This is a genomic window from Nocardioides sp. NPDC058538 (genome assembly GCF_042719275.1).
Taxonomy (GTDB): Bacteria; Actinomycetota; Actinomycetes; order Propionibacteriales; family Nocardioidaceae; genus Nocardioides.
This window is the reverse complement of the sequence record NZ_JBHXNY010000009.1, coordinates 106,822-125,549: the sequence shown is the minus strand read 5'-3', so window position 1 is coordinate 125,549 and position 18,728 is coordinate 106,822. Positions and strand designations below refer to the sequence as shown.

Here is an 18,728-nt window from a genome sequence, read left to right as displayed (position 1 = left end):
CATCTGTGACATCGCTACTGGCGTGCCATCGCGATCCTGAACCGCTCCTCCGGGTCGATGTAGTGGTCGTGGACGTCGTCGCCGAGGTCGATCTGGACCCACGCGATCTTGCCGCTGAACCGGCTGGTCCGGCTGGTGTAGTCCGAGGAGACCGTCGTACCGGACTCGTAGCCGATGTCGGTGGTCTCGTCGGCCGAGAAGACCATCGGCTGGGTCGCCTCCACCCGGCCCGACCCGACCGGCTTTCCGTCGTCGTAGAGCGTGACATCGCCGCCCTTGGCCAGGCCGCCGCCGTCGTAGGCGAACTCGATCCGGACCTGGCGGGTCCCTGCCGCGAGCAGGGACTCCGACACGACGGGGAACTGCTGGATACCGAGCACGTTGTAGACGAACTTGAGCCTTCCGTCGCGGGCAAAGAACGTCCAGCCGCCGAACCGGCCGCCCTGGGCGATGATCACGCCCTCGGCACCGGTGTCGGGGATCGTCACCTCGGCGGTGACGGAGAACGACTTGTTCTTGATGCTGACCACGCTGTTCTCCGACAGCCGGCCCATACCGGGGAAGAAGAGCTGGCTCGACCCTCGCACGAGCGTCGGCCTGCCGGCCATGGCGGGCTCGATCCGCTCGGCGGTGCGGTCGTCCATCGGGAGTACGCCGTACTTCACGGCCTCGATCAGCCAGAGCCGCTGCAGCTGGGCCAGCTTCTCGGGGTGCTCCGCCGAGAGATCCCTCGCCTGGCTGAAGTCCGTGTCGCCGTCGTAGAGCTCCCACACGTCGTCGTCGAACGCCGGCAGGTCCCCTCCGACCATCACCCACGGGGTGCGGTGCTTGGTGACCGCGCTCCAGCCCTTGTGGTAGACGCCGCGGTTGGCGAACATCTCGAAGTACTGCAGATCGTGGCGCTCCGGCTCGTTCGCGCCGCGGAACGTGTAGAGCATGCTCGTCCCCTCCATCGGCGACTGCTGGACGCCGTTGACCATGGCCGGCTCCGGCAGTCCTGCCGCTTCGAGGATGGTCGGCGCCAGGTCGATCACGTGGGTGAACTGGGAACGCACCGAGCCCGGGTCGTCGATCCGCTCGGGCCAGTGCACGATGGTGCCGTTACGGGTCCCGCCCCAGTGCGACGCGACCTGCTTAGTCCACTGCAGCGGCGAGTTCATCGCCCACGCCCAGCCGACCGAGTAGTGGTTGTAGGAGCTGGGCGAGCCGAACTCGTCCATCTTCGCCCGCATGAAGTCCGGGGTCTCCAACGCGGCCATGCCGTTGAAGTTGGCCATCTCGTTGAAGGCTCCGTTGACGGTGCCCTCGGCCGAGGCGCCGTTGTCGCCGACGATGTAGTAGACGATGGTGTTGTCGAGTACGCCGAGGTCGGCGATCGTGTCGATCACGCGGCCGACGTGGTGGTCGGTGTGCTCGAGGAAGCCGGCGTAGACCTCCATCTGGCGGGCGAGCACGGGCTTGAGCTCGTCCGGCATGTCGTCCCAGGCGGGGATCTCCTCGTGACGGGCGGTCAGCTCGGCGTCGGCCGGGATGACCCCGAGCTCCTTCTGCCGCGCGAAGGTGCGCTCCCGTTGGACGTCCCAGCCGTCGTCGAACCTCCCGGCGTACTTGTCGATCCACTCCTGGGGGACGTGATGGGGAGCGTGGGTCGCACCCGGTGCGAAGTAGGCGAAGAACGGCCGGTCGGGCATCAGCGCCTTCTGCTGACGGATCCAGGCACACGCGTGGTCGGCCAGGTCCTCGGTGAGGTGATACCCCTCCTCGGCCGTCGCCGGGGGTTCGATCGGGGTGGTGCCCTCGTAGAGCGCCGGGTCCCACTGGTTGTTCTCGCCGCCGATGAATCCGTAGAACGTCTCGAACCCGCCACCGGCCGATGGCCAGGCGTCGAACGGGCCGAGCGGCGAGGTCTGCCAGACCGGGACCTCGTGGCACTTCCCGAACTGTGCCGTCGAGTACCCGTTGAGCTTGAGGGTCATCGCGAGCGGGGCCTTGGTGTTGGGCCGCACCGAGCTGTTGCCAGGCGCCGAGGTGGCCGTCTCGGTGATGCTGCCCATGCCGACGGAGTGATGATTGCGGCCGGTCAGCAGGGCCTGCCGCGTCGGGGCGCACAACGCCGTGGTGTGGAACCGGTTGTAGCGCAGGCCGTTGGCGGCCAGCCGCTCGGCGACCGGCGTGGCGCAGGGCCCTCCGAACGCGCTCGATGCTCCGAAGCCGACGTCGTCGAGAAGTACGACGAGCACGTTGGGCGCGCCGCCCGGCGGGAGCAGCGGCTCGATCGGCGGGTAGGCGGTATCGGGATCCTTGGCGTCGTACGTCGTGTGTCCCGACGCTGGTCGGTCCGGGATCGGCAACATGGTCCGGGCGTGAGTGTCGGGACGGTTCGGCATCGCAGGCGCTCCAGTCATCGGCGGGGTGTCCACCGAGCGTCGCAATCGACCGCGCGCACCACGTCACCCTTGGCGGATGATCGACTGGCCACTCGCACGTGATGCGCGAGTGCCAGCGCACAATGGAGGGGTGGCGAATCCCGCGACCCAGGACCTGGCGCGCAGGAGTTGGACGGCCTGCCCGCTCCGACCCCACCGATCACGATCATCGGCGTCCAGGCGCTCTTCACACCCGAGTTCTTCGTGGAGATCGAAGCCACCGCGATCCTCGATTGAGGCGCGTCCCCGAGCAGAGCCGACCTCGGTCCGGAACGATGGCCTGAGCGCTCGCTTCTCTCGTGGTCATGGACGGGTCCATTGTTCGGCGAGCCGCCTGCAGATCGCCTGCTGCTGAGCGTCGTCGAGTCCGTGGGTCAGCAGTCCTTCGACGGCGAAGACGCCGATCTTGATCTCGGTATCGATGCCGTCGCGGTCGACGCCGGCCTGTTCGAGCGTGGCGCGGAACATGCCTTCGGTAATGGCGTGGAATCCGGTGTGCCATTCGTCGATGGCCGGTGAGTGTGCCGCCCGCGTGTGGACGGTGTTGACGAGGCGGCGCATCTGCTGCAGTTGCCGGACGACCCAAACGAGCTGGTCCTCCAAGGGGGCGGTCGCGACCTCTTGGTAGTCGGTGAGGACGTCGCTCAGTACGGCGTTGAGCACGGCGAGCAGGACGTCGTCCTTGTCGGCGAAGTACCAGTAGATGGTGTTCCCGGCCACCCCGGCTGCCTTGGCAAGGGTCGCCATGGACGTGTCTTCGTACCCGTTCACGATGTACAGGCGGCGGGCCTCGGCGAGGAGCTCGGCGCGCTTCTCCTCGCGGTCCTGCTGGCGCTTGTTGGCGGGCATGGCACGAACCCTACCGATCTCTTGATCGCTCCCCCAGAAGGCTCTAGAACGTCGATCAAGACAATGCTACGGTTCCTCTTCGTTAGTTCTTGATTGGCATTCAACAGAAGTTCGAAGGGACCAGAGCTGACCGGCTACACCCGCGAGGACGTCGCGTTCGACTCGCACGGGACAACGTGCGCGGCGTGGTTGTACCGCCCGAGCGGCGTGAAGAAACCGCCGATCGTCGTCATGGCGCACGGGTTCGCGGCGATCCGGGCACTCCGCCTGGACGCCTACGCCGCCCGGTTCGCTGAGGCCGGCTACGCGGTGCTGGTGTTCGACTACCGAGGATGGGGCGACAGCGCGGGCGAGCCCCGTCGCGTGCTCGACATCCCCGCCCAGCAGCTCGACTGGCGTGCCGGCGTTGCTTACGCCCGCAGCCTCGAAGGCATCGACACGAGACGGGTGGTCGCGTGGGGTTCGTCCTTCGGTGCCGGTCACGCTTTGCACCTGGCCGCGGAGGATCACGACCTCGCTGCGGTCATCGCGCAGGTGCCGCACATCAGCGGCCCGGCCTCGATGTTCTCGGTGCCGCCGAGGCTCGTCGTGCGACTGGTCGCCGCCGGGATCTGGGACCAGCTCCGTGCGCTCGCCGGCCGCGAGCCCTACCGGGTCGCCGCCGCCGGCTACCCGGGCGAGGTTGCCATGATGACCTCGCCCGACGCGGCGCCGATGGCCATTCGTCTGGCCGGGACCGGTACGAGGAGCTGCTCCCGGAGAACGACGTGGCAGCACGCATCGCGCTGCGCGTCCCGTTCTATTCGCCCGGTCGCCTAGCTCCCAAGATCACCGCGCCCACCCTGGTTCAGATCGCCGAGCGCGACAGCGTCACCCCGTTCAAGGTCGCCATGAAGGCGGCGGGCCGAATCCCCAAGGGCGAGATCCGCACTTATGACTGCCAGCACTTCGAGCCCTACCTCGACCCCTACTTCGACACCGTCGTCACTGACCAGCTCGGCTTCCTCGCGGCCCACGTTCCGACCGTCCAGCCATGAGCCGCCGTTCCTACGTCCTACTGGACATCACGAGGCACTCCACGCCTGGCCACACAACCTCGGCCGAAATGGACGAAGCCCCGGGTCCAGGACCCGGGGCCAGCCACTCACGTGCGCGAGGGGGGAGTTGAACCCCCACGTCCTTTCGGACACACGGACCTGAACCGTGCGCGTCTGCCTATTCCGCCACTCGCGCGTGCAGCAGAGGAAACGTTAGCCGACGGGCACCCATCGACCCAAAACGACGGCACCCCGCCCACCTTGACGCTGGTGGTCACCGGATCGTGGGAGGATCGAAACCACGCAGAATGCGGGAAGTGGCAGATCCCCTAGGGTGCACCGATACGATCGGGCCGAATCCCGGGGACCACTGTGCCCGTACGCGACTGACCACCCACCCCGACCGGCCCACCCCCGGCACCTGAGAGGAGCGCAACAACGTGAGCGGCCTGCAGAAGTTCGAGCAGAAGTTGGAGCAGCTCATCTCAGGCGCTTTCGCGAAGGCGTTCCGGTCCGAGGTGAAGTCGGTGGAGATCGTCGCCGCGCTCCAGCGCGAGATCGACAACAACGCCCAGGTGCTCAGCCGCCAGCGGCGCCTGGTCCCCAACGACTTCTTCGTGGAGCTGTCCGCCAGCGACCTGGGCAAGCTGGAGTCCTACGGACCCCACCTCAAGGAAGAGCTGAAGCGCCAACTGATGGACCACGCCGAGGCGCAGGGGTTCGTCTTCCCCGGCCGCGTGAGCATCGAGTTCGGCGAGTCGAAGGACCTGACGATCGGCCGGTTCCGGGTGCGCAGCCGCGCCCAGGCGGCGGTCTCGGGCGGCGACATGACCGACACCCAGGTGAGCCGCGCGCAGGCTTTCCTGGAGATCAACGGCACCCGGCATCCCCTCCACGGCAACCTCGTCGTGGGACGGGGCACCGACGCCGACCTGCGCATCAACGACCCGGGCATCAGCCGCCGCCACATCGAGTTCCGCTCGAAGCCGGCCGGCGACCGTGTACGCGTCGAGGTCTATGACCTCGGCTCGACCAACGGCATGCTGGTCAACGGGCAGAAGATGGCGAGTGCCACCTTGGACGACGGCTCTCAGGTGCGCATCGGCACCACCGTCATCACCGCGCATATCGTGGAGGAACGCCGTTGAGCGAGCTGACTCTGTTTCTGATCCGGGTCGCTTATCTGGCGATCCTGTGGATCTTCGTGCTGGCAGCGTTGTCGGTGATCCGCTCCGACATGTTCGGCGCGCGGGTCACCAACGCCTCCGCCGGCGGCCAGCCGGCGGCCCCGCCGGCTCGCGGCAAGGCTGCTGCGGCGAAGGCGCCGCGGCGCGGCGTACCCACGCATGTGGCCGTCACCACCGGATCCAACGCCGGTGTGACCGTTCCTCTCTCGCAGGCACCCATCGTCATCGGCCGCGGCAGCGATGCCGCGATCATCCTCGATGACGACTACGCCTCCACCCGCCACGCCCGGATCGCCGTCTCCGGCGACCAGTGGTTCGTGGAGGACCTCGGATCGACCAATGGCACCTACATCGGGTCCGTCCGGATCAATCAGCCGACCGCCATCTCTCTCGGGACCCAGGTGCGGATCGGCAAAACAATCCTGGAGCTGCGCAAGTGACCGCTGCGACCGACCCCACCTCCGACCCCGCTCCTAGCCTGGGCGCTGCCGATGGACGACCCTTCCGCCTCGAGTTCGCGGCGGTCTCGGACGTCGGCCGGGTGCGCAAGGACAACCAGGACAGCGGGTACGCCGGACCTTGGCTGCTGACCGTCTGCGACGGTGTCGGCGGCGCCGCCCGCGGCGACATCGCCTCCAGCACGGCCGTCCAGCAGCTGCGCAAGCTCGACGAGGAGCCGGCCCTCGGGCTGGTCGACGACGACCTGATCGGCCTCGTCTCCCACGCGCTGCACATGGCCCACGACGAGATCGGCCACCTGGTCGACCACGACCCGACGCTCAACGGCACCAGCACGACCTCGACCGTCGGCCTCTTCGACGGCGCCAAGCTGACCGTCGGCCACGTCGGCGACAGCCGTGCCTACCTGCTCCGCAACGGCGCGATCCACCAGGTCACCCACGACCACACCTTCGTGCAGACGCTGCTCGACGAGGGGAGGATCACGGAGGAGGAGGCCAAGACCCACCCCCACCGCAACCTGATCCTCAAGGCCCTCGACGGCACCCGCGAGCTCGAGCCCGACCTGTTCATCGTCGACCTCGCCGCCGGCGACAGGCTGATGTTCTGCAGCGACGGTGTCTGCGGCTACGTCGACGACCCGCGGATCGCCGACATCCTGGCCACCGGCACGCCCGAGTACGCAGCCGTCGAGCTGGTCCGGGTCTCCCTCGACTCCGGCAGCACCGACAACGTGACCTGCGTGGTCGCCGACGTGGTTCCCAGCGACACCATCCCGACCCCGGGCCTCGAGGCCCAGATGGTGGGTGCGGCGGCCGAGCTCAAGCGGAGGACCACCAAGACCGGCCAGATGACCGCCCTGTTCCGCGGTCACCGGATGGGCGACACCGGCGAGCTGGACCCGATCGACGAGGAGATCCCCGACGGCGCGATCGCCGCCGACCCGGAGGAGATGCGCTACGCACTCCAGGCTCCGGCCAAGTATCTCAAGCTGCGCTGGGCCTTCGGGCTGCTGACCCTTATCGGTGTCGTCTGGATCGCCGTCGCGACCGCGTTCGTCTGGTCGCAGAACCAGTGGTACATCGGCGAGCAGGAGGGCAACGTCACGATCTTCCGTGGCGTACCCACCACGATGATCGGCCTCGATCTCTCCGAGCCCTACCAGACCTCCAACCTGAAGGTCGAGGACCTGGCCGAGACGTACCAGAACCAGCTCGAGGACGGGATCCACAGCAAGGACCTGGCCGGCGCCCAGGAGAAGGTGCAGTCGCTCGCGGACCAGAGCGCCGCAGATGCGGGAAGCGGGTCATGAGCGAGCGCCAGCGAGCGACAACAAACCTCAGGCCGCCACGTCCGTACTCTTGCGCTCGCGCTACGGAGGTGGCGGCATGAGCGGGTTCACTCCGGCTAGCTCGATGCCCGTTTTCGTCCACCGGTCACGGCGGGGAGCGGAGCTGGTCCTGCTGATCCTGGCCCTGGTGGTCGGGATCGGTGCGTACGCTGCGGTCGGCCTCGGGGTGCAGGAGAAGATCCCGGTCGACATCGTCGGCTACGGCACCTGGCTGGTCGCCCTCCTGGTAGCGGCCCACATCGGCGTACGTCTGCTTGCTCCGTACTCAGACCCCGTGCTGCTTCCGCTGGTGGCGATGCTCAACGGGTTCGGTCTGGCGGTCATCCACCGGCTCGACCTGGCCGCGGGGGCGAGCGAGACCGACGCCTTCGCCCGCCAGCAGTTGATCTGGATGACGATCGGCGTGGTGCTCTTCCTGATCACGCTCTTCGTGGTCCCCGACCACCGGATGCTGCAGCGGTTCACCTACACCGCCGGCCTCGGCGCGGTGGTCATGCTGATCCTGCCGATGCTCCCGATCATCGGCAAGACGATCAACGGCGCGCGGATCTGGATCAACCTCGGGCCGGTCAGCTTCCAGCCCGGCGAGGTCGCCAAGGTCCTGCTGGTGATCTGCTTCGCCGGCTATCTGGCGGTCCATCGCGACGCTCTCGCGCTGGCCGGGCGCCGGTTCGCCGGCATCGACCTGCCCCGCGGCCGTGACCTCGGCCCCCTGCTGATGATGTGGGCGATCAGCCTCGCGATCCTGGTCCTGCAGCGCGACCTCGGTTCCAGCCTGCTCTTCTACGGCCTCTTCGTGGTGACGCTCTACGTGGCGACCGAGCGCAAGGGCTGGATCGTCGTCGGTGGGCTGCTCTTCGCCGGCGGGGTCTTCGCCGCGCTCAGCCTCTTCAGCCACGTCCGCGTCCGCGTGCTGACCTGGCTCGATCCGTTCAAGTATTACCCCGTGGGCGACGATGGCGTGACCTCATCGGGCCAGCTCGTCGAGGGCCTTTTCGGGATGGCCTGGGGCGGCATGATCGGTCGTGGCTTCGGCTCCGGCGAGCCCTGGCGGGTCCCCTACGCCAACTCCGACTTCATCATTCCGGCGATCGGCGAGGAGCTCGGCCTGACCGCGCTCCTCGCGCTGCTGCTCTGCTACGGCCTGATCGTCGAGCGCGGCCTGCGCACGGCGATCGTGGCCCGCGACGACTTCGGCAAGCTGCTCTCCGTCGGCCTGGCCACCTCGGTCGCGCTGCAGACCTTCGTGGTCGTCGGCGGCGTGACCGGGCTCATCCCGCTGACTGGTCTGACCACACCGTTCCTCTCGTATGGTGGGTCTTCGCTGGTCGCCAACTGGGTGATCGTCGCCCTCCTGTTGCGCGTCTCGGACCAGTCCCGCCGTCCCCTGCCGACTGCACCGTCCGATGAAGACCTCGCTGCTGAGGAGACCCAGATCGTCAAGCTCGACAAAGGGGCGTTGAACAAGTGAACCGCCCTATCCGCACGCTGAGCGTCGGCTGCCTGATCCTCTTCGTGGCGCTGATGCTGAACGTGACGTACGTCCAGTTCTTCAAGGCCAACTGGTACAACGACCGCGCCGACAACCGACGGGTCACCGAGGAGGCCTACTCGCAGCAGCGCGGCGACATCCTGGTCGGCAAGAAGGCGGTCGCCACCAGCGTGCCGAGCGACAGCAAGTTCGAGTGGCAGCGCACCTACCCCGGCGGCAAGAAGTACGCCCCGATCACGGGTTTCATGTCCTACTCCTACGGTCAGACCGGGATCGAGCGCTCCCAGGACTCGGTGCTGTCGGGCAAGGACAACAAGCTCTTCACCAACCGGCTCGTCGACCTGGTCACCAACTCCGAGCCCGCCGGTGGCAACGTCGAGCTCACCATCGACCCGAAGGTCCAGGACGCTGCGTACGAGGGCCTGACCGCCCTCGGTGAGGACGTCCAGGCGGCGGCGGTGGCGATCGACCCGAAGACGGGCCAGATCCTGGCCATGGCCAACACGCCGACCTACAACCCGGATCGGGTTGCGAACAACGACATCAGCGCTGCGCAGAAGGCCTACAACCAGCTCTCGAAGGACGAGAACGAGCCGCTGCTCAACCGCTCCATCCAGACCGCGCTGCCGCCGGGATCGACCTTCAAGCTGGTCACCGCGGCGGCCGCGATCGAGAACCTCGGCATGGACGGCGACAGCATGGTCTACGGCGGCGCCACGCTCGACCTGCCCGGCACCGACACCGATCTGCCCAACCTCAACGGCACCAGCTGCGGAGGCGAGGAGATCACGCTCACCCGCGCTCTCGAGGTCTCCTGCAACACCGCGTTCGGTCAGCTCGGGATGGAGCTCTCCGACGAGGAGATGCAGGAGCAGGCCGAGGGGTTCGGATTCGGCCAGGACTACCTCGACGACATCGGCCCTCTGGCCGAGAGCCAGTACCCGCCCAACGACGGTAAGGCCGAGCAGGCCCGTGCCGCGATCGGTCAGCAGAGCGTGATCGCGACCCCGCTGCAGATGGCGATGGTCTCGGCAGGCATCGCGAACGGGGGCGAGGTCATGAAGCCCTACCTCGTCGACCGGGTCACCTCCTCCTCCCTCGACGTCATCGACCAGGGCAACCCGACCACGATCGACAATCAGCCCGCGGTCTCGCAGGACACCGCCGAGATCCTGACCCAGATGATGGTCAGCACCGTCGACAACGGCACCGCCGAGGCGGCCGCGATCGACGGCGTGAGCGTCGCCGGCAAGACCGGCACCGCCCAGACCACGCCGGACAAGCCGCCGTACGCCTGGTTCACCTCGTTCGCCCCCGCGGAGAACCCGTCCATCGCGGTCGCCGTGATGGTTCAGAAGAGCGGCACGGAACGCAGCGAGATCGCCGGCGGACGGCTCGGCGGCCCAATCGCGAAGGCCATGATGGAGGCAGCGATCTCATGAGTCGTTACGTATTCCACGAGCTCATCGGCACCGGCGGGATGGGCGAGGTGTGGCGGGCGACCGACACGACTCTCAACCGCGAAGTCGCGATCAAGCTCCTCAAGCCCGAGCACGCCGAGGACCCGATCGGCCGCTCCCGTTTCGAGTCCGAGGCGAAGCATGCCGCGGCGCTGCACCACCCCAACGTGGTGGCCGTCTACGACGTCGGCGAGATGCCGACCGCCTCCGGCCTGATGCGGCCGTTCCTGGTGATGGAGCTCGTCGACCACAAGCCGCTCTCGGAGCTCATCCGTGATGGGCGGCCCCTGGCCCCCGAGGTCGTCCGCGACCTGCTCGGTCAGGCCGGCGACGCGCTTGCCGCCGCCCACCGGGCCGGCATCGTGCACCGTGACGTGAAGCCCGCCAACCTCCTGATCACCCCGCAGCGCAAGGTGAAGGTCACCGACTTCGGGATCGCCCGTGCGCAGGCCTCGACCGGCATCACGGGCACCGGCCAGGTGATGGGCACGCCGCAGTACCTCAGCCCCGAGCAGGCCCGTGGCGAGAAGGCCACGCCGGCCTCCGACGTCTACTCCCTCGGTGTGGTCGCCTTCGAGTGCTTGGCGGGCTACCGGCCGTTCCAGAAGGAGACCCCGGTCGCGACCGCGATCGCCCACCTCCACGACCCGGTCCCGCCGCTGCCCGACCACGTCCCGGCCGATCTGGCCGCGATCGTGATGAGGAGCCTGCAGAAGGACCCGACCCTCCGCTACGCCGACGCGGCGGCGTTCACCTCCGCGATTGTCGGTCACGGCGCCGCTGACCCGGACGCCGATGCCACCACCGTCGTCGCCGCGGCGGCCGGCGACGCGACCGCGACCTCGGTCATGGACCCGGTGCCGTCGCCCACTCAGAACTACGTCGGCATGCAGGGCACCGCGGGCGGTCCCGAGGGCCCGCCCCCGCCTCGCTACCAGGACCCGTACGACCGCTACGACGAGGACGATGACCAGAGGCCCTGGTACAAGAAGCCGTTCAACATCATCGTCATCCTGATGCTCGTGGCCGTCATTGTCGCGATCATCTGGATCATCTCGACCCTCGCGGCGGACCCGAAGACCCCTCCGGCCAACGACACGTCCACCACTCCGTCAGCCTCCCCCACTCCCACCCCGTCGGAGGAGCCCGAGGAGGAGCCGAAGGCCGTCGAGATCAACGAGGACGACTACGTCGGCCGCAACGTCGATGAGGTGCGCTCCGAGCTGGACGACCTCGGGCTGAAGGTCAAGGTGGCGGTCCAGGACAACGACGGCAGCTACGAGCCCGACACGGTCGCCGGCCTCGACCCGACCCGCAACCTCTACGAGGGCGACCCGATCACCATCCGCTACTACGGCGAGCGCCCCGTGGTCGAGCCCCCTCCCGCCGACGAGGAGCCCGACGAGGAAGAGAGCGACGAGGAGGAGCCGACCGACGGAGAGTCCTCCGACTGGGGCATCCCGGACCTCCCCGGCGACGAGACTGGCGGCGGCAATGGCAACGGGGGCGGCAATGGCTGAGGGAGCTCTCCTGGCCGGTCGCTACGAGGTCGGCGAGCTGCTCGGCCGCGGCGGCATGGCGGAGGTCCGCAAGGGCACCGACCACCGGCTCGGCCGTGTGGTCGCGATCAAGCGCCTGCGGGTCGATCTCGCCAGCGACGCGACCTTCCAGGCCCGTTTCCGGCGCGAGGCGCAGTCCTCGGCGAAGCTCAACCACCCCTCGATCGTGTCGGTCTACGACACCGGCGAGGAGAAGTCCGACGACGGCGTCGCCCAGCCCTACATCGTGATGGAGTTCGTCGCCGGCCGCACGCTGCGCGACGTACTCCGTGAGGGTCGTAAGATCCTGCCCGAGCGGGCGCTGGAGATCAGCTCCGACGTACTCAACGCTCTCGACTACAGCCACCGCAACGGGATCATCCACCGCGACATCAAGCCGGGCAACGTCATGCTGACGCCGGCCGGTGACGTGAAGGTGATGGACTTCGGCATCGCCCGTGCGCTCAACGACGCCCAGTCCACGATGACCCAGACCGCGGCCGTCGTAGGCACCGCCCAGTACCTCAGCCCCGAGCAGGCCCGGGGCGAGCAGGTCGACGCCCGCTCCGACGTCTACTCGGCCGGCTGCCTCCTCTACGAGCTACTCACCGGCCGTCCGCCGTTCGTCGGCGACTCGCCGGTCTCGGTGGCCTACCAGCACGTACGCGAGCAGGCCCAGCCTCCCTCGGCCCACGACCCGACGCTGACCCGTGAGCTCGACGCGATCGTGATGAAGTCGCTGGCCAAGCGCGTCGAGGACCGCTACCAGTCCGCGCAGGCGATGCGCACCGACATCGAGCGCTACCTCGCCGGGCGTCCGGTCCAGGCGACCGTGCCACCGAGCATGGACCAGACCCAGGTCGCCCAGAACCGCGCGGTCGGCCCCTACGACGGCGACCCCACCAACGGTGGCTACTACCCGCCCCAGGACGACCGCGCCGAGGGCCCACGCCCGTGGGTGCTCGTCCTGCTCGGTCTGGTCATCATCGGCCTCATCGGGCTTGGTGCCTACTTCCTGCCAGCGGCCCTCGGCCCGCAGACCACACCGGCGCCCGACGTGACCGGCCTGACCCAGGCGAAGGCGATGGCCGAGCTGAGCACGGCCAAGCTGAAGGGTGAGGTCAAGCAGGAGTCGAGCGACACCGTCGCGGTCGGTGTCGTGATCTCCCAGGACCCGTCCGCAGGGCAGGACGTCGAAGAGGGCAGCACAGTCACCCTGACGGTCTCCACCGGGCCGCCCAACCGGGAGGTGCCCAACGTCATCGGAATGCCGCAGAAGACCGCCAAGGACCTCCTCGAGGGCGATCCCTACAACTTCACGGTGAAGATCGAGACGGAGGAATCCGACGAGGACAAGGGCACCGTGACCAAGTCCGACCCGGTCGCCGAGGAGAGCGTGACCAGCGGCAAGTCGACCGTCGTCACCCTCACCGTCTCCGAGGGCCCGAACAAGGTCCCCAACGTCGTCGGCAAGACGGCCGAGCAGGCCGAGGAGATCCTCCGCAATGCCGGCTTCACGCCCGTACGCAAGGACGAGCCCAACACCGAGGAGCCCAAGGGCACCGTCGTCGAGCAGACGCCGGCCAAGGGCACGCCGCTCGCGCAGGACGGCCAGGTGATCATCTTCGTCTCGACGAAGGAGGAGGCCCTGCCGAGCTGTCAGACACTGGTGCCCGGGACGGACCCGGCCAACCCGTCGGCCTCGGCCACCCAGACCGCCGACCCGGGCGACCCGCCGACGTGTGACCCGGCGCTCCCGCCGAGCAGCCCGGCGGCGCCGTAGCCCGGACGCCCACCGAAGCCCCTGGCTCAGTTCTCCTGAGGCAGGGGCTTCGCGTATTTCACGTCGAGCAGGCCATCGTAGGCCGGAGCGGTGAGGTAGGTGAGCGGCTGGAGGGACCAGCCGATCTGGACGTTGGGGTCGAGGGCGTCGGCCCGGTAGTTCTGCACGTGGTTGTCGCGGTCGATCGCGGCCTGCAGGCGGTCGGGGTCCCCGACCGCCTCGATGACGTACGGCTGGGGGTAGGGGACACCGTCGAGCTGCACCGTGCTGCCGGAGCACTTGATGCCGGTGGTGGTGATGATCCGCTTGCCCGCGATGGTGACCGCCTCGGCCCCACCGGCCCAGAGCGCGTTGACGACGGCCTGGATGTCCTGCTGGTGCACGACGAGCGAGTTCGGGTCGTCGCCGGTGTAGCTCTCCTGGACCTCGGAGGGCGCGTCGCCCAGGACGATCTGCATGCCGGCGCCGCTGTGGTCGGAGGTGCCGGCCGGATCGGCGAGCCTCGCGGACTGGTTCTGGAGCTTCTTGACGTCCTTGTCGGTGACGCCGCTGGTGAGCTGGTCCACCTCGCTCTGCAGGTCGGTCAGCTGGGCCTCGAGACGGTTGTAGCGGATCCGCTCGCCGTCGACGAGCGTGGCGAGGTCGTCGTAGCGGCCCGGACGCAGGTCGGTGCCGTCGGCGTTCACGAAACTCACCGCGAGCAGGCCGCCACAGAGCAGCACCACGACGGGCGTACCAAGCCTCCAAGAGGTCACGCGGGACCAGCGCTTTGCCCGACGCGTTGATTCGGAGGTGGGGTTAGCCTGGGTTCCGGAGCTCACGACCATTAGGGTATGCGCAGCAATCACATTTGTCTGAGGAGCATCACCCGTGGCCAAGCTCAAGCTCTCGAAGAAGAGTGATCTCGACCTTCCCAAGGAGCCGATCTTCACTCCGCGCTTCGGGGTCGCCCTGCTGCTGATCGCCCTAGGCATCGGCTGGATCGCCTACTACTACGTCGGGGTCCGCCCCAACGAGGTCGGTGGCGACTTCACCGGGCCGAAGCCGGTGCAGAAGCTCGAGGGGTGGAACTACCTGATCGGCTTCGTCCTGCTCTTCCTGGGCCTGGCCGTCGCCGCTCACCCGAAGACCCCGCTGGGCCGCGGCCGCGGCGTCGTGGTCGGCATGCTCGGCTGCTTCGTCATCGGCCTGATCTGGATCTGCGTCTTCTACGTCTTCGCCAACGATCACCTGGACAAGATCTGGGTCTTCAACGACCTCGGTCAGAAGAACCTCCTGGTCGGCATCGGCTTCATGGCGGTGGGCTTCACCTTCGCCACGAAGTGGGAGTGACCCTGTCGTTAGACGACAAAAGCGGCGCAAACCTTTGGTTTGCGCCGCTTTGCGTTACACGCGTGTAGTTCTCCACAGGGCCATCCACACCTGTGGATTTGTGCACGCGGTGAAAACGCCCCGAAAACACCTACCGCGAAGGCGTCAGAACAGCAGGATCCGTACGCCGATCAGGGCAAGCAACGCCAACGTGAAGGCACCCAGGGCAGCCCATTGCAACGGTGCCTTCCGGTCGGCCCGGAGCGAGGTGAAGATGCCCGCGACGACGAGACCGCCGATGAAGCCACCCAGGTGCCCCTGCCAGGAGATGCCGTTGCCGAAGAAGGTGATGCCCGCGTTGATCAGAAGCACCGGCAGCAGCGGGGAGAGCGACTGCCCGGCCCTGACGAAGAGCACCACCAGGACACCCAGCAGGCCGAAGATGGCACCGGAGGCGCCGACGGTCGAGCCGGCCGGTACCGACGCCCAGACCACCAGGGCGGAGCCCGCCAGGCCGGAGATCAGGTAGAAGACCAGGAGCCGCAGCCGGCCCACGATCGGCTCGAGGAACGAGCCGAGCATGTAGAGCGACAGCATGTTCACGGCCAGGTGGATGATCGAGACGTGGGTGAACGTCGATGTCAGCAGCTGCCAGAACGCGCCGTCGTCGACTCCCGGCATCCAGGTGCCGCCACTCGCCCGGCAGACATCGCTCGGCACCGCGAAGCCACCGTCAGGCGTGAGGCAGTAGCCCTGTAGCCGGATCGCGAGGAGGTCGGCGATCCTCGACCCGGAGCCACCGGTGAGGATGATGCTCAGCCAGACCAGGACGTTGACGCCGATGAGCGAGAAGGTCACCGGGAGTGCCCGGAACCCGACCCTCGCGCCGGTGAAGCGCTTGGGCTGGCGTACGGACTTGTGGCCCTCACGCACGCACTCGGGGCACTGGAAACCGACCGATGCGCCCGTCATGCAGTCAGGGCAGATGGGCCGGCTGCAGCGCTGACAGCGAATATGCGTCTCACGGTCGGGGTGGCGGTAGCAGACCGGCACCCCGACCGGGGTCGAGTCGGACAACTAGACGATCTCGACCGTCTCGATGACGACCGGCTCGACCGGGCGGTCCATCGCACCCGTCTTGGTGCCGGAGATCGAGTCGACGGCCTTCTTCGACTCCTCGTCGGCGACATCACCGAAGATGGTGTGCTTGAAGTTCAGCCACGGCGCCTGGCCGGTGGTGATGAAGAACTGCGAGCCGTTGGTGCCGGGGCCGGCGTTGGCCATCGCGAGCAGGTAGGGCTTGTCGAAGGTGAGCTCGGGGTGCGGCTCGTCCTTGAAGGTGTAGCCCGGTCCGCCCGTACCGGTGCCCAGGGGGCAACCGCCCTGGATCATGAATCCGGGGATGACACGGTGGAAGCCGAGACCGTCGTAGTAGGGGACACCGGAGCGGCCGGCGTCGTCCGTGTACTCCTTGGTCCCCGTGGCGAGGCCGACGAAGTTGGCGACCGTCTCCGGAGCGTGGTTGGGGAACAAGGTGATCGTGATGTCACCGTGATTGGTGTGGAGGATGGCCTTCTGGTCAGCCATGACCTGCCCTTCCGACATTGGGATTGGTACGGGATGTAACTCCTCGATCCTCCCACAGGGTCGGTCGCGGGCCCGAGGTCAGGAGGCCGCGTCAGCGAGCTTCGGAGCGATCCGGTCGGCGACGCGGCGCTCGACCCAGAAGATCAGACCGGGGATCAGGCCGGCGATCATCATCAGCAGGAACTCGGGGATCGTCCAGCGGGCCTTCTGCGTCAGCAGGAACGCGACGATCACGTAGATGATGAAGATCCAGCCGTGCGCGACCCACAGCGGCGTCATCGCCTCGCCGAAGGACTGCAGGGCGGTGCCCTCGGGGAGCAGATACTTGAACAGCGATGAGATCGTGCCGACGAGCAGCAGCACACCCACGACGTACGCAAGCACCTTGTAGGTGCCGAACAGCTTGTTCACGCGTCTGAGCGTACGCGCAGATCCTGAGTGGTTTTCTCAGGGTCTTCTTCGTCCGTGTCGTCGGGCCGGGGGTTCAGGGTGTCGCGTACGTAGCGCCACCACACGTAGATCCCGAAGATCCCGAACAGCCACCACTCGATCGCGTAGAGGAGGTTGCGCAGGCCGGTCGTGGCCTCCGGCTCGGGCAGCTGCGGCGCGGGCACGTCGGCGACGTCCGTGGAGCCGTCGTTGACCGGCATCGAGCTGGCCGGCCAGCTCTCCTCGACCGGCGAGCGCACCATGTAGGCGCTGTAGAGGTCGTAGCTGGTGCGCGAGATCAGGTCGGAGACGTCCAGCTGCGGGAAGACGTTGTCGGACTTGCGGTCGTCGGCGACGTCGGTCCAGTCGCTGGGCTGCAGCCAGCCGGTGACGGTGACATGGCCGCGCGGCGCGGGCGGTGCGCTACCGACCTCAGGGGTCCAGCCGCGCACGACGTAGACGGCCGACCCAGTGTCCTCGACGAGCACCGGTGTGACGGCCCAGAATCCGACCTGAGAGCCTCGCTCCATCCCGTCGATGAAGATGGTCTCCTCGGGCATCCAGATCCCGGAGACGGTCACAGGGCGGCCGATCTGCTCCCACGGGAAGGCGTCGTTGGGTCCGATCAGGTCGGTGAACGCCTTCGGCTTCGCGTGCACCAGCTCCGCGACCTGGTCCTGCTTGTCCTGCTGGCTCGACTGGTACTGCCACACCCCGAGCAGCACCGCGCCGGTCACGAAGATCACCACCAGCGCGTGTGCACCCCACAACCTGGGGGAGAGGATGCTGCGCGGGGGACTGGTCTGGGCGGCCATAGCGCTCCCAGAGTACGGCCCTAGGGCGGGCCCCTCAATCCGGGCTCGGCCGGCGCTTCCGGATTGAGGGGCCCGCCCTTAGTCGCAGACCGCGAACGGGACGGGTTCGCTGGTGACCAGGGTGGCCGCGATCACTGGGTTCGTCACCCGGAACCCGATCCGTCCCGTGGCCGGATCGGCGACACCGTTGGTGAAGACCTTCTTGTACGCCGCGACCCGATCGCCCAGCTTCAGCCGGACGAACAGGTCGTCACGGTCCTCGCCGAGACGCAGGGTGGCCAACCCGCCTCCGAATTCGACCGAGTAGGCCTCGACCGGCGCCAGCCGGGTCTTCTCCTTCGGCCCACCCTCGGCACAGCCCTTGACGACGTACGTCGAGGTGGCCGGGCCTCCGGCGACGGCGACCATCACCTCCTGCGCGGCCCAGTTCTCCACGTTCGAGCTTGCGGTGTTCTTGGTGATCAGGTGGGTCTCCGGGTCGAACTCGGCGCCCTTCAGCGGCCCGACGCCCGCCTTGATCGCCGAGCCAGGCTTGACCCGGTCGGCGACCTTGATGACGTACCCGTCCTGACCGCCGCCGGTGAACCTGGCCTCCCAGGCGACATCGGCCGCACCCCACTGGTACGTGTCGCGCAGACGCTGATCGATCCCACGCAGCAGACCACCGCTGACCTGGGCGGCCTCCTTGTCGGCCCGGTTCCACAGGTCACTCTGGTCCGCGGGGCTCGACCGGCTGGTGACGTCGTCGAGCCCGAAGAGGGACTTCACCTCGTCGTAGTCGGTCACCGCCAGCGTCTTCGCGCCCTCCGGCACGAACGTCATCGCTGCTTCGACAGGGCCCATGGTCGCGGCGTACACGGGGTAGGTGTCCTCCGACGCCGCCACTTCCGGCTTCTTCGGCTCGCTGTCGTCCCCGCAGCCGACCAGCGCAACGGCCAGCCCAGCGGCCAGCACGCACATGCCCCATCGCGTCACGTTCACCCCAACGAGTATTCCCGATCCCC

At 67.9% G+C, this 18,728-nt stretch carries 18 protein-coding genes and 1 tRNA gene; 10 read left to right on the top strand and 9 right to left on the bottom strand.

What is annotated here, in order from left to right:
- Positions 1 to 14: 14 nt before the first annotated feature.
- Together ACFWQC_RS10980 and ACFWQC_RS10975 are read right to left on the bottom strand one after the other, a co-directional pair.
- The gene (locus tag ACFWQC_RS10980) at positions 15 to 2,387 is read right to left on the bottom strand and encodes a sulfatase-like hydrolase/transferase (protein ID WP_378677068.1); all 2,373 of its coding nucleotides are present in this window, start codon (positions 2,385 to 2,387) and stop codon (positions 15 to 17) included.
- Between the two features lie 342 nt (positions 2,388 to 2,729).
- Complete coding sequence (locus tag ACFWQC_RS10975; RefSeq protein WP_378677065.1) at positions 2,730 to 3,275, bottom strand: TetR/AcrR family transcriptional regulator; 546 nt, start codon at positions 3,273 to 3,275, stop codon at positions 2,730 to 2,732.
- Between the two features lie 207 nt (positions 3,276 to 3,482).
- On the opposite strand from ACFWQC_RS10975, the gene ACFWQC_RS10970 reads away from it, so the two are divergent.
- Together ACFWQC_RS10970 and ACFWQC_RS10965 are read left to right on the top strand one after the other, a co-directional pair.
- Positions 3,483 to 4,094 carry an alpha/beta hydrolase gene (locus ACFWQC_RS10970; protein WP_378677062.1) on the top strand — a complete coding sequence of 204 codons (612 nt, stop codon included), beginning with the start codon at positions 3,483 to 3,485 and terminating at the stop codon, positions 4,092 to 4,094.
- Entirely contained in the window at positions 4,043 to 4,312 is a 270-nt protein-coding gene (locus ACFWQC_RS10965; RefSeq protein WP_378677060.1) for a hypothetical protein, read from the top strand. Before ACFWQC_RS10970 ends, ACFWQC_RS10965 begins: the two co-directional genes overlap by 52 nt.
- A 112-nt stretch (positions 4,313 to 4,424) precedes the next feature.
- Here ACFWQC_RS10965 and ACFWQC_RS10960 read toward each other — a convergent pair.
- A tRNA-Leu gene (locus ACFWQC_RS10960) sits at positions 4,425 to 4,508 on the bottom strand.
- 244 nt (positions 4,509 to 4,752) lie between these two features.
- On the opposite strand from ACFWQC_RS10960, the gene ACFWQC_RS10955 reads away from it, so the two are divergent.
- From ACFWQC_RS10955 to pknB, 7 genes are all read left to right on the top strand, one after another.
- Positions 4,753 to 5,460 (top strand): FhaA domain-containing protein, encoded by a 708-nt coding sequence (locus ACFWQC_RS10955; protein WP_378677057.1) that lies wholly within the window; start codon positions 4,753 to 4,755, stop codon positions 5,458 to 5,460.
- A complete protein-coding gene (locus ACFWQC_RS10950) occupies positions 5,457 to 5,939 on the top strand; it encodes an FHA domain-containing protein (protein ID WP_378677054.1) in 483 nt (160 codons plus the stop codon). Before ACFWQC_RS10955 ends, ACFWQC_RS10950 begins: the two co-directional genes overlap by 4 nt.
- Entirely contained in the window at positions 5,936 to 7,270 is a 1,335-nt protein-coding gene (locus ACFWQC_RS10945; protein ID WP_378677051.1) for a PP2C family protein-serine/threonine phosphatase, read from the top strand. The genes ACFWQC_RS10950 and ACFWQC_RS10945 overlap by 4 nt, the downstream gene beginning before the upstream one ends.
- A gap of 76 nt (positions 7,271 to 7,346) precedes the next feature.
- Positions 7,347 to 8,780 carry an FtsW/RodA/SpoVE family cell cycle protein gene (locus ACFWQC_RS10940; RefSeq protein ID WP_378677048.1) on the top strand — a complete coding sequence of 478 codons (1,434 nt, stop codon included), beginning with the start codon at positions 7,347 to 7,349 and terminating at the stop codon, positions 8,778 to 8,780.
- Entirely contained in the window at positions 8,777 to 10,243 is a 1,467-nt protein-coding gene (locus ACFWQC_RS10935) for a peptidoglycan D,D-transpeptidase FtsI family protein (RefSeq protein ID WP_378677046.1), read from the top strand. The genes ACFWQC_RS10940 and ACFWQC_RS10935 overlap by 4 nt, the downstream gene beginning before the upstream one ends.
- The gene (locus tag ACFWQC_RS10930) at positions 10,240 to 11,781 is read left to right on the top strand and encodes a serine/threonine protein kinase (RefSeq protein ID WP_378677043.1); all 1,542 of its coding nucleotides are present in this window, start codon (positions 10,240 to 10,242) and stop codon (positions 11,779 to 11,781) included. Before ACFWQC_RS10935 ends, ACFWQC_RS10930 begins: the two co-directional genes overlap by 4 nt.
- A complete protein-coding gene (pknB, locus tag ACFWQC_RS10925) occupies positions 11,774 to 13,582 on the top strand; it encodes a Stk1 family PASTA domain-containing Ser/Thr kinase (protein WP_378677041.1) in 1,809 nt (602 codons plus the stop codon). The genes ACFWQC_RS10930 and pknB overlap by 8 nt, the downstream gene beginning before the upstream one ends.
- Positions 13,583 to 13,608: 26 nt before the next feature.
- Here pknB and ACFWQC_RS10920 read toward each other — a convergent pair whose 3' ends face one another.
- Positions 13,609 to 14,337, bottom strand: coding sequence for a DUF881 domain-containing protein (locus ACFWQC_RS10920; protein WP_378677039.1), 729 nt, complete (start codon positions 14,335 to 14,337; stop codon positions 13,609 to 13,611).
- A gap of 115 nt (positions 14,338 to 14,452) precedes the next feature.
- Between ACFWQC_RS10920 and ACFWQC_RS10915 the strand changes: the two genes are divergently transcribed.
- Positions 14,453 to 14,914, top strand: a complete 462-nt coding sequence (locus ACFWQC_RS10915; RefSeq protein WP_141802023.1) for a cell division protein CrgA — start codon at positions 14,453 to 14,455, stop codon at positions 14,912 to 14,914.
- Positions 14,915 to 15,058: 144 nt separating this feature from the next.
- On the opposite strand, the gene ACFWQC_RS10910 is transcribed toward ACFWQC_RS10915, so the two are convergent.
- The 5 genes from ACFWQC_RS10910 to ACFWQC_RS10890 form a co-directional block, all read right to left on the bottom strand.
- Complete coding sequence (locus ACFWQC_RS10910) at positions 15,059 to 15,946, bottom strand: rhomboid family intramembrane serine protease (protein WP_378677262.1); 888 nt, start codon at positions 15,944 to 15,946, stop codon at positions 15,059 to 15,061.
- 24 nt (positions 15,947 to 15,970) lie between these two features.
- Positions 15,971 to 16,480 carry a peptidylprolyl isomerase gene (locus ACFWQC_RS10905; RefSeq protein WP_378677036.1) on the bottom strand — a complete coding sequence of 170 codons (510 nt, stop codon included), beginning with the start codon at positions 16,478 to 16,480 and terminating at the stop codon, positions 15,971 to 15,973.
- A 78-nt stretch (positions 16,481 to 16,558) separates the two neighbouring features.
- The gene (locus tag ACFWQC_RS10900) at positions 16,559 to 16,891 is read right to left on the bottom strand and encodes a DUF3817 domain-containing protein (protein WP_160026085.1); all 333 of its coding nucleotides are present in this window, start codon (positions 16,889 to 16,891) and stop codon (positions 16,559 to 16,561) included.
- Positions 16,888 to 17,724 (bottom strand): SURF1 family protein, encoded by an 837-nt coding sequence (locus tag ACFWQC_RS10895; RefSeq protein ID WP_378677034.1) that lies wholly within the window; start codon positions 17,722 to 17,724, stop codon positions 16,888 to 16,890. Before ACFWQC_RS10895 ends, ACFWQC_RS10900 begins: the two co-directional genes overlap by 4 nt.
- Positions 17,725 to 17,802: 78 nt before the next feature.
- A complete protein-coding gene (locus ACFWQC_RS10890; protein WP_378677032.1) occupies positions 17,803 to 18,705 on the bottom strand; it encodes a hypothetical protein in 903 nt (300 codons plus the stop codon).
- Positions 18,706 to 18,728 lie beyond the last annotated feature (23 nt).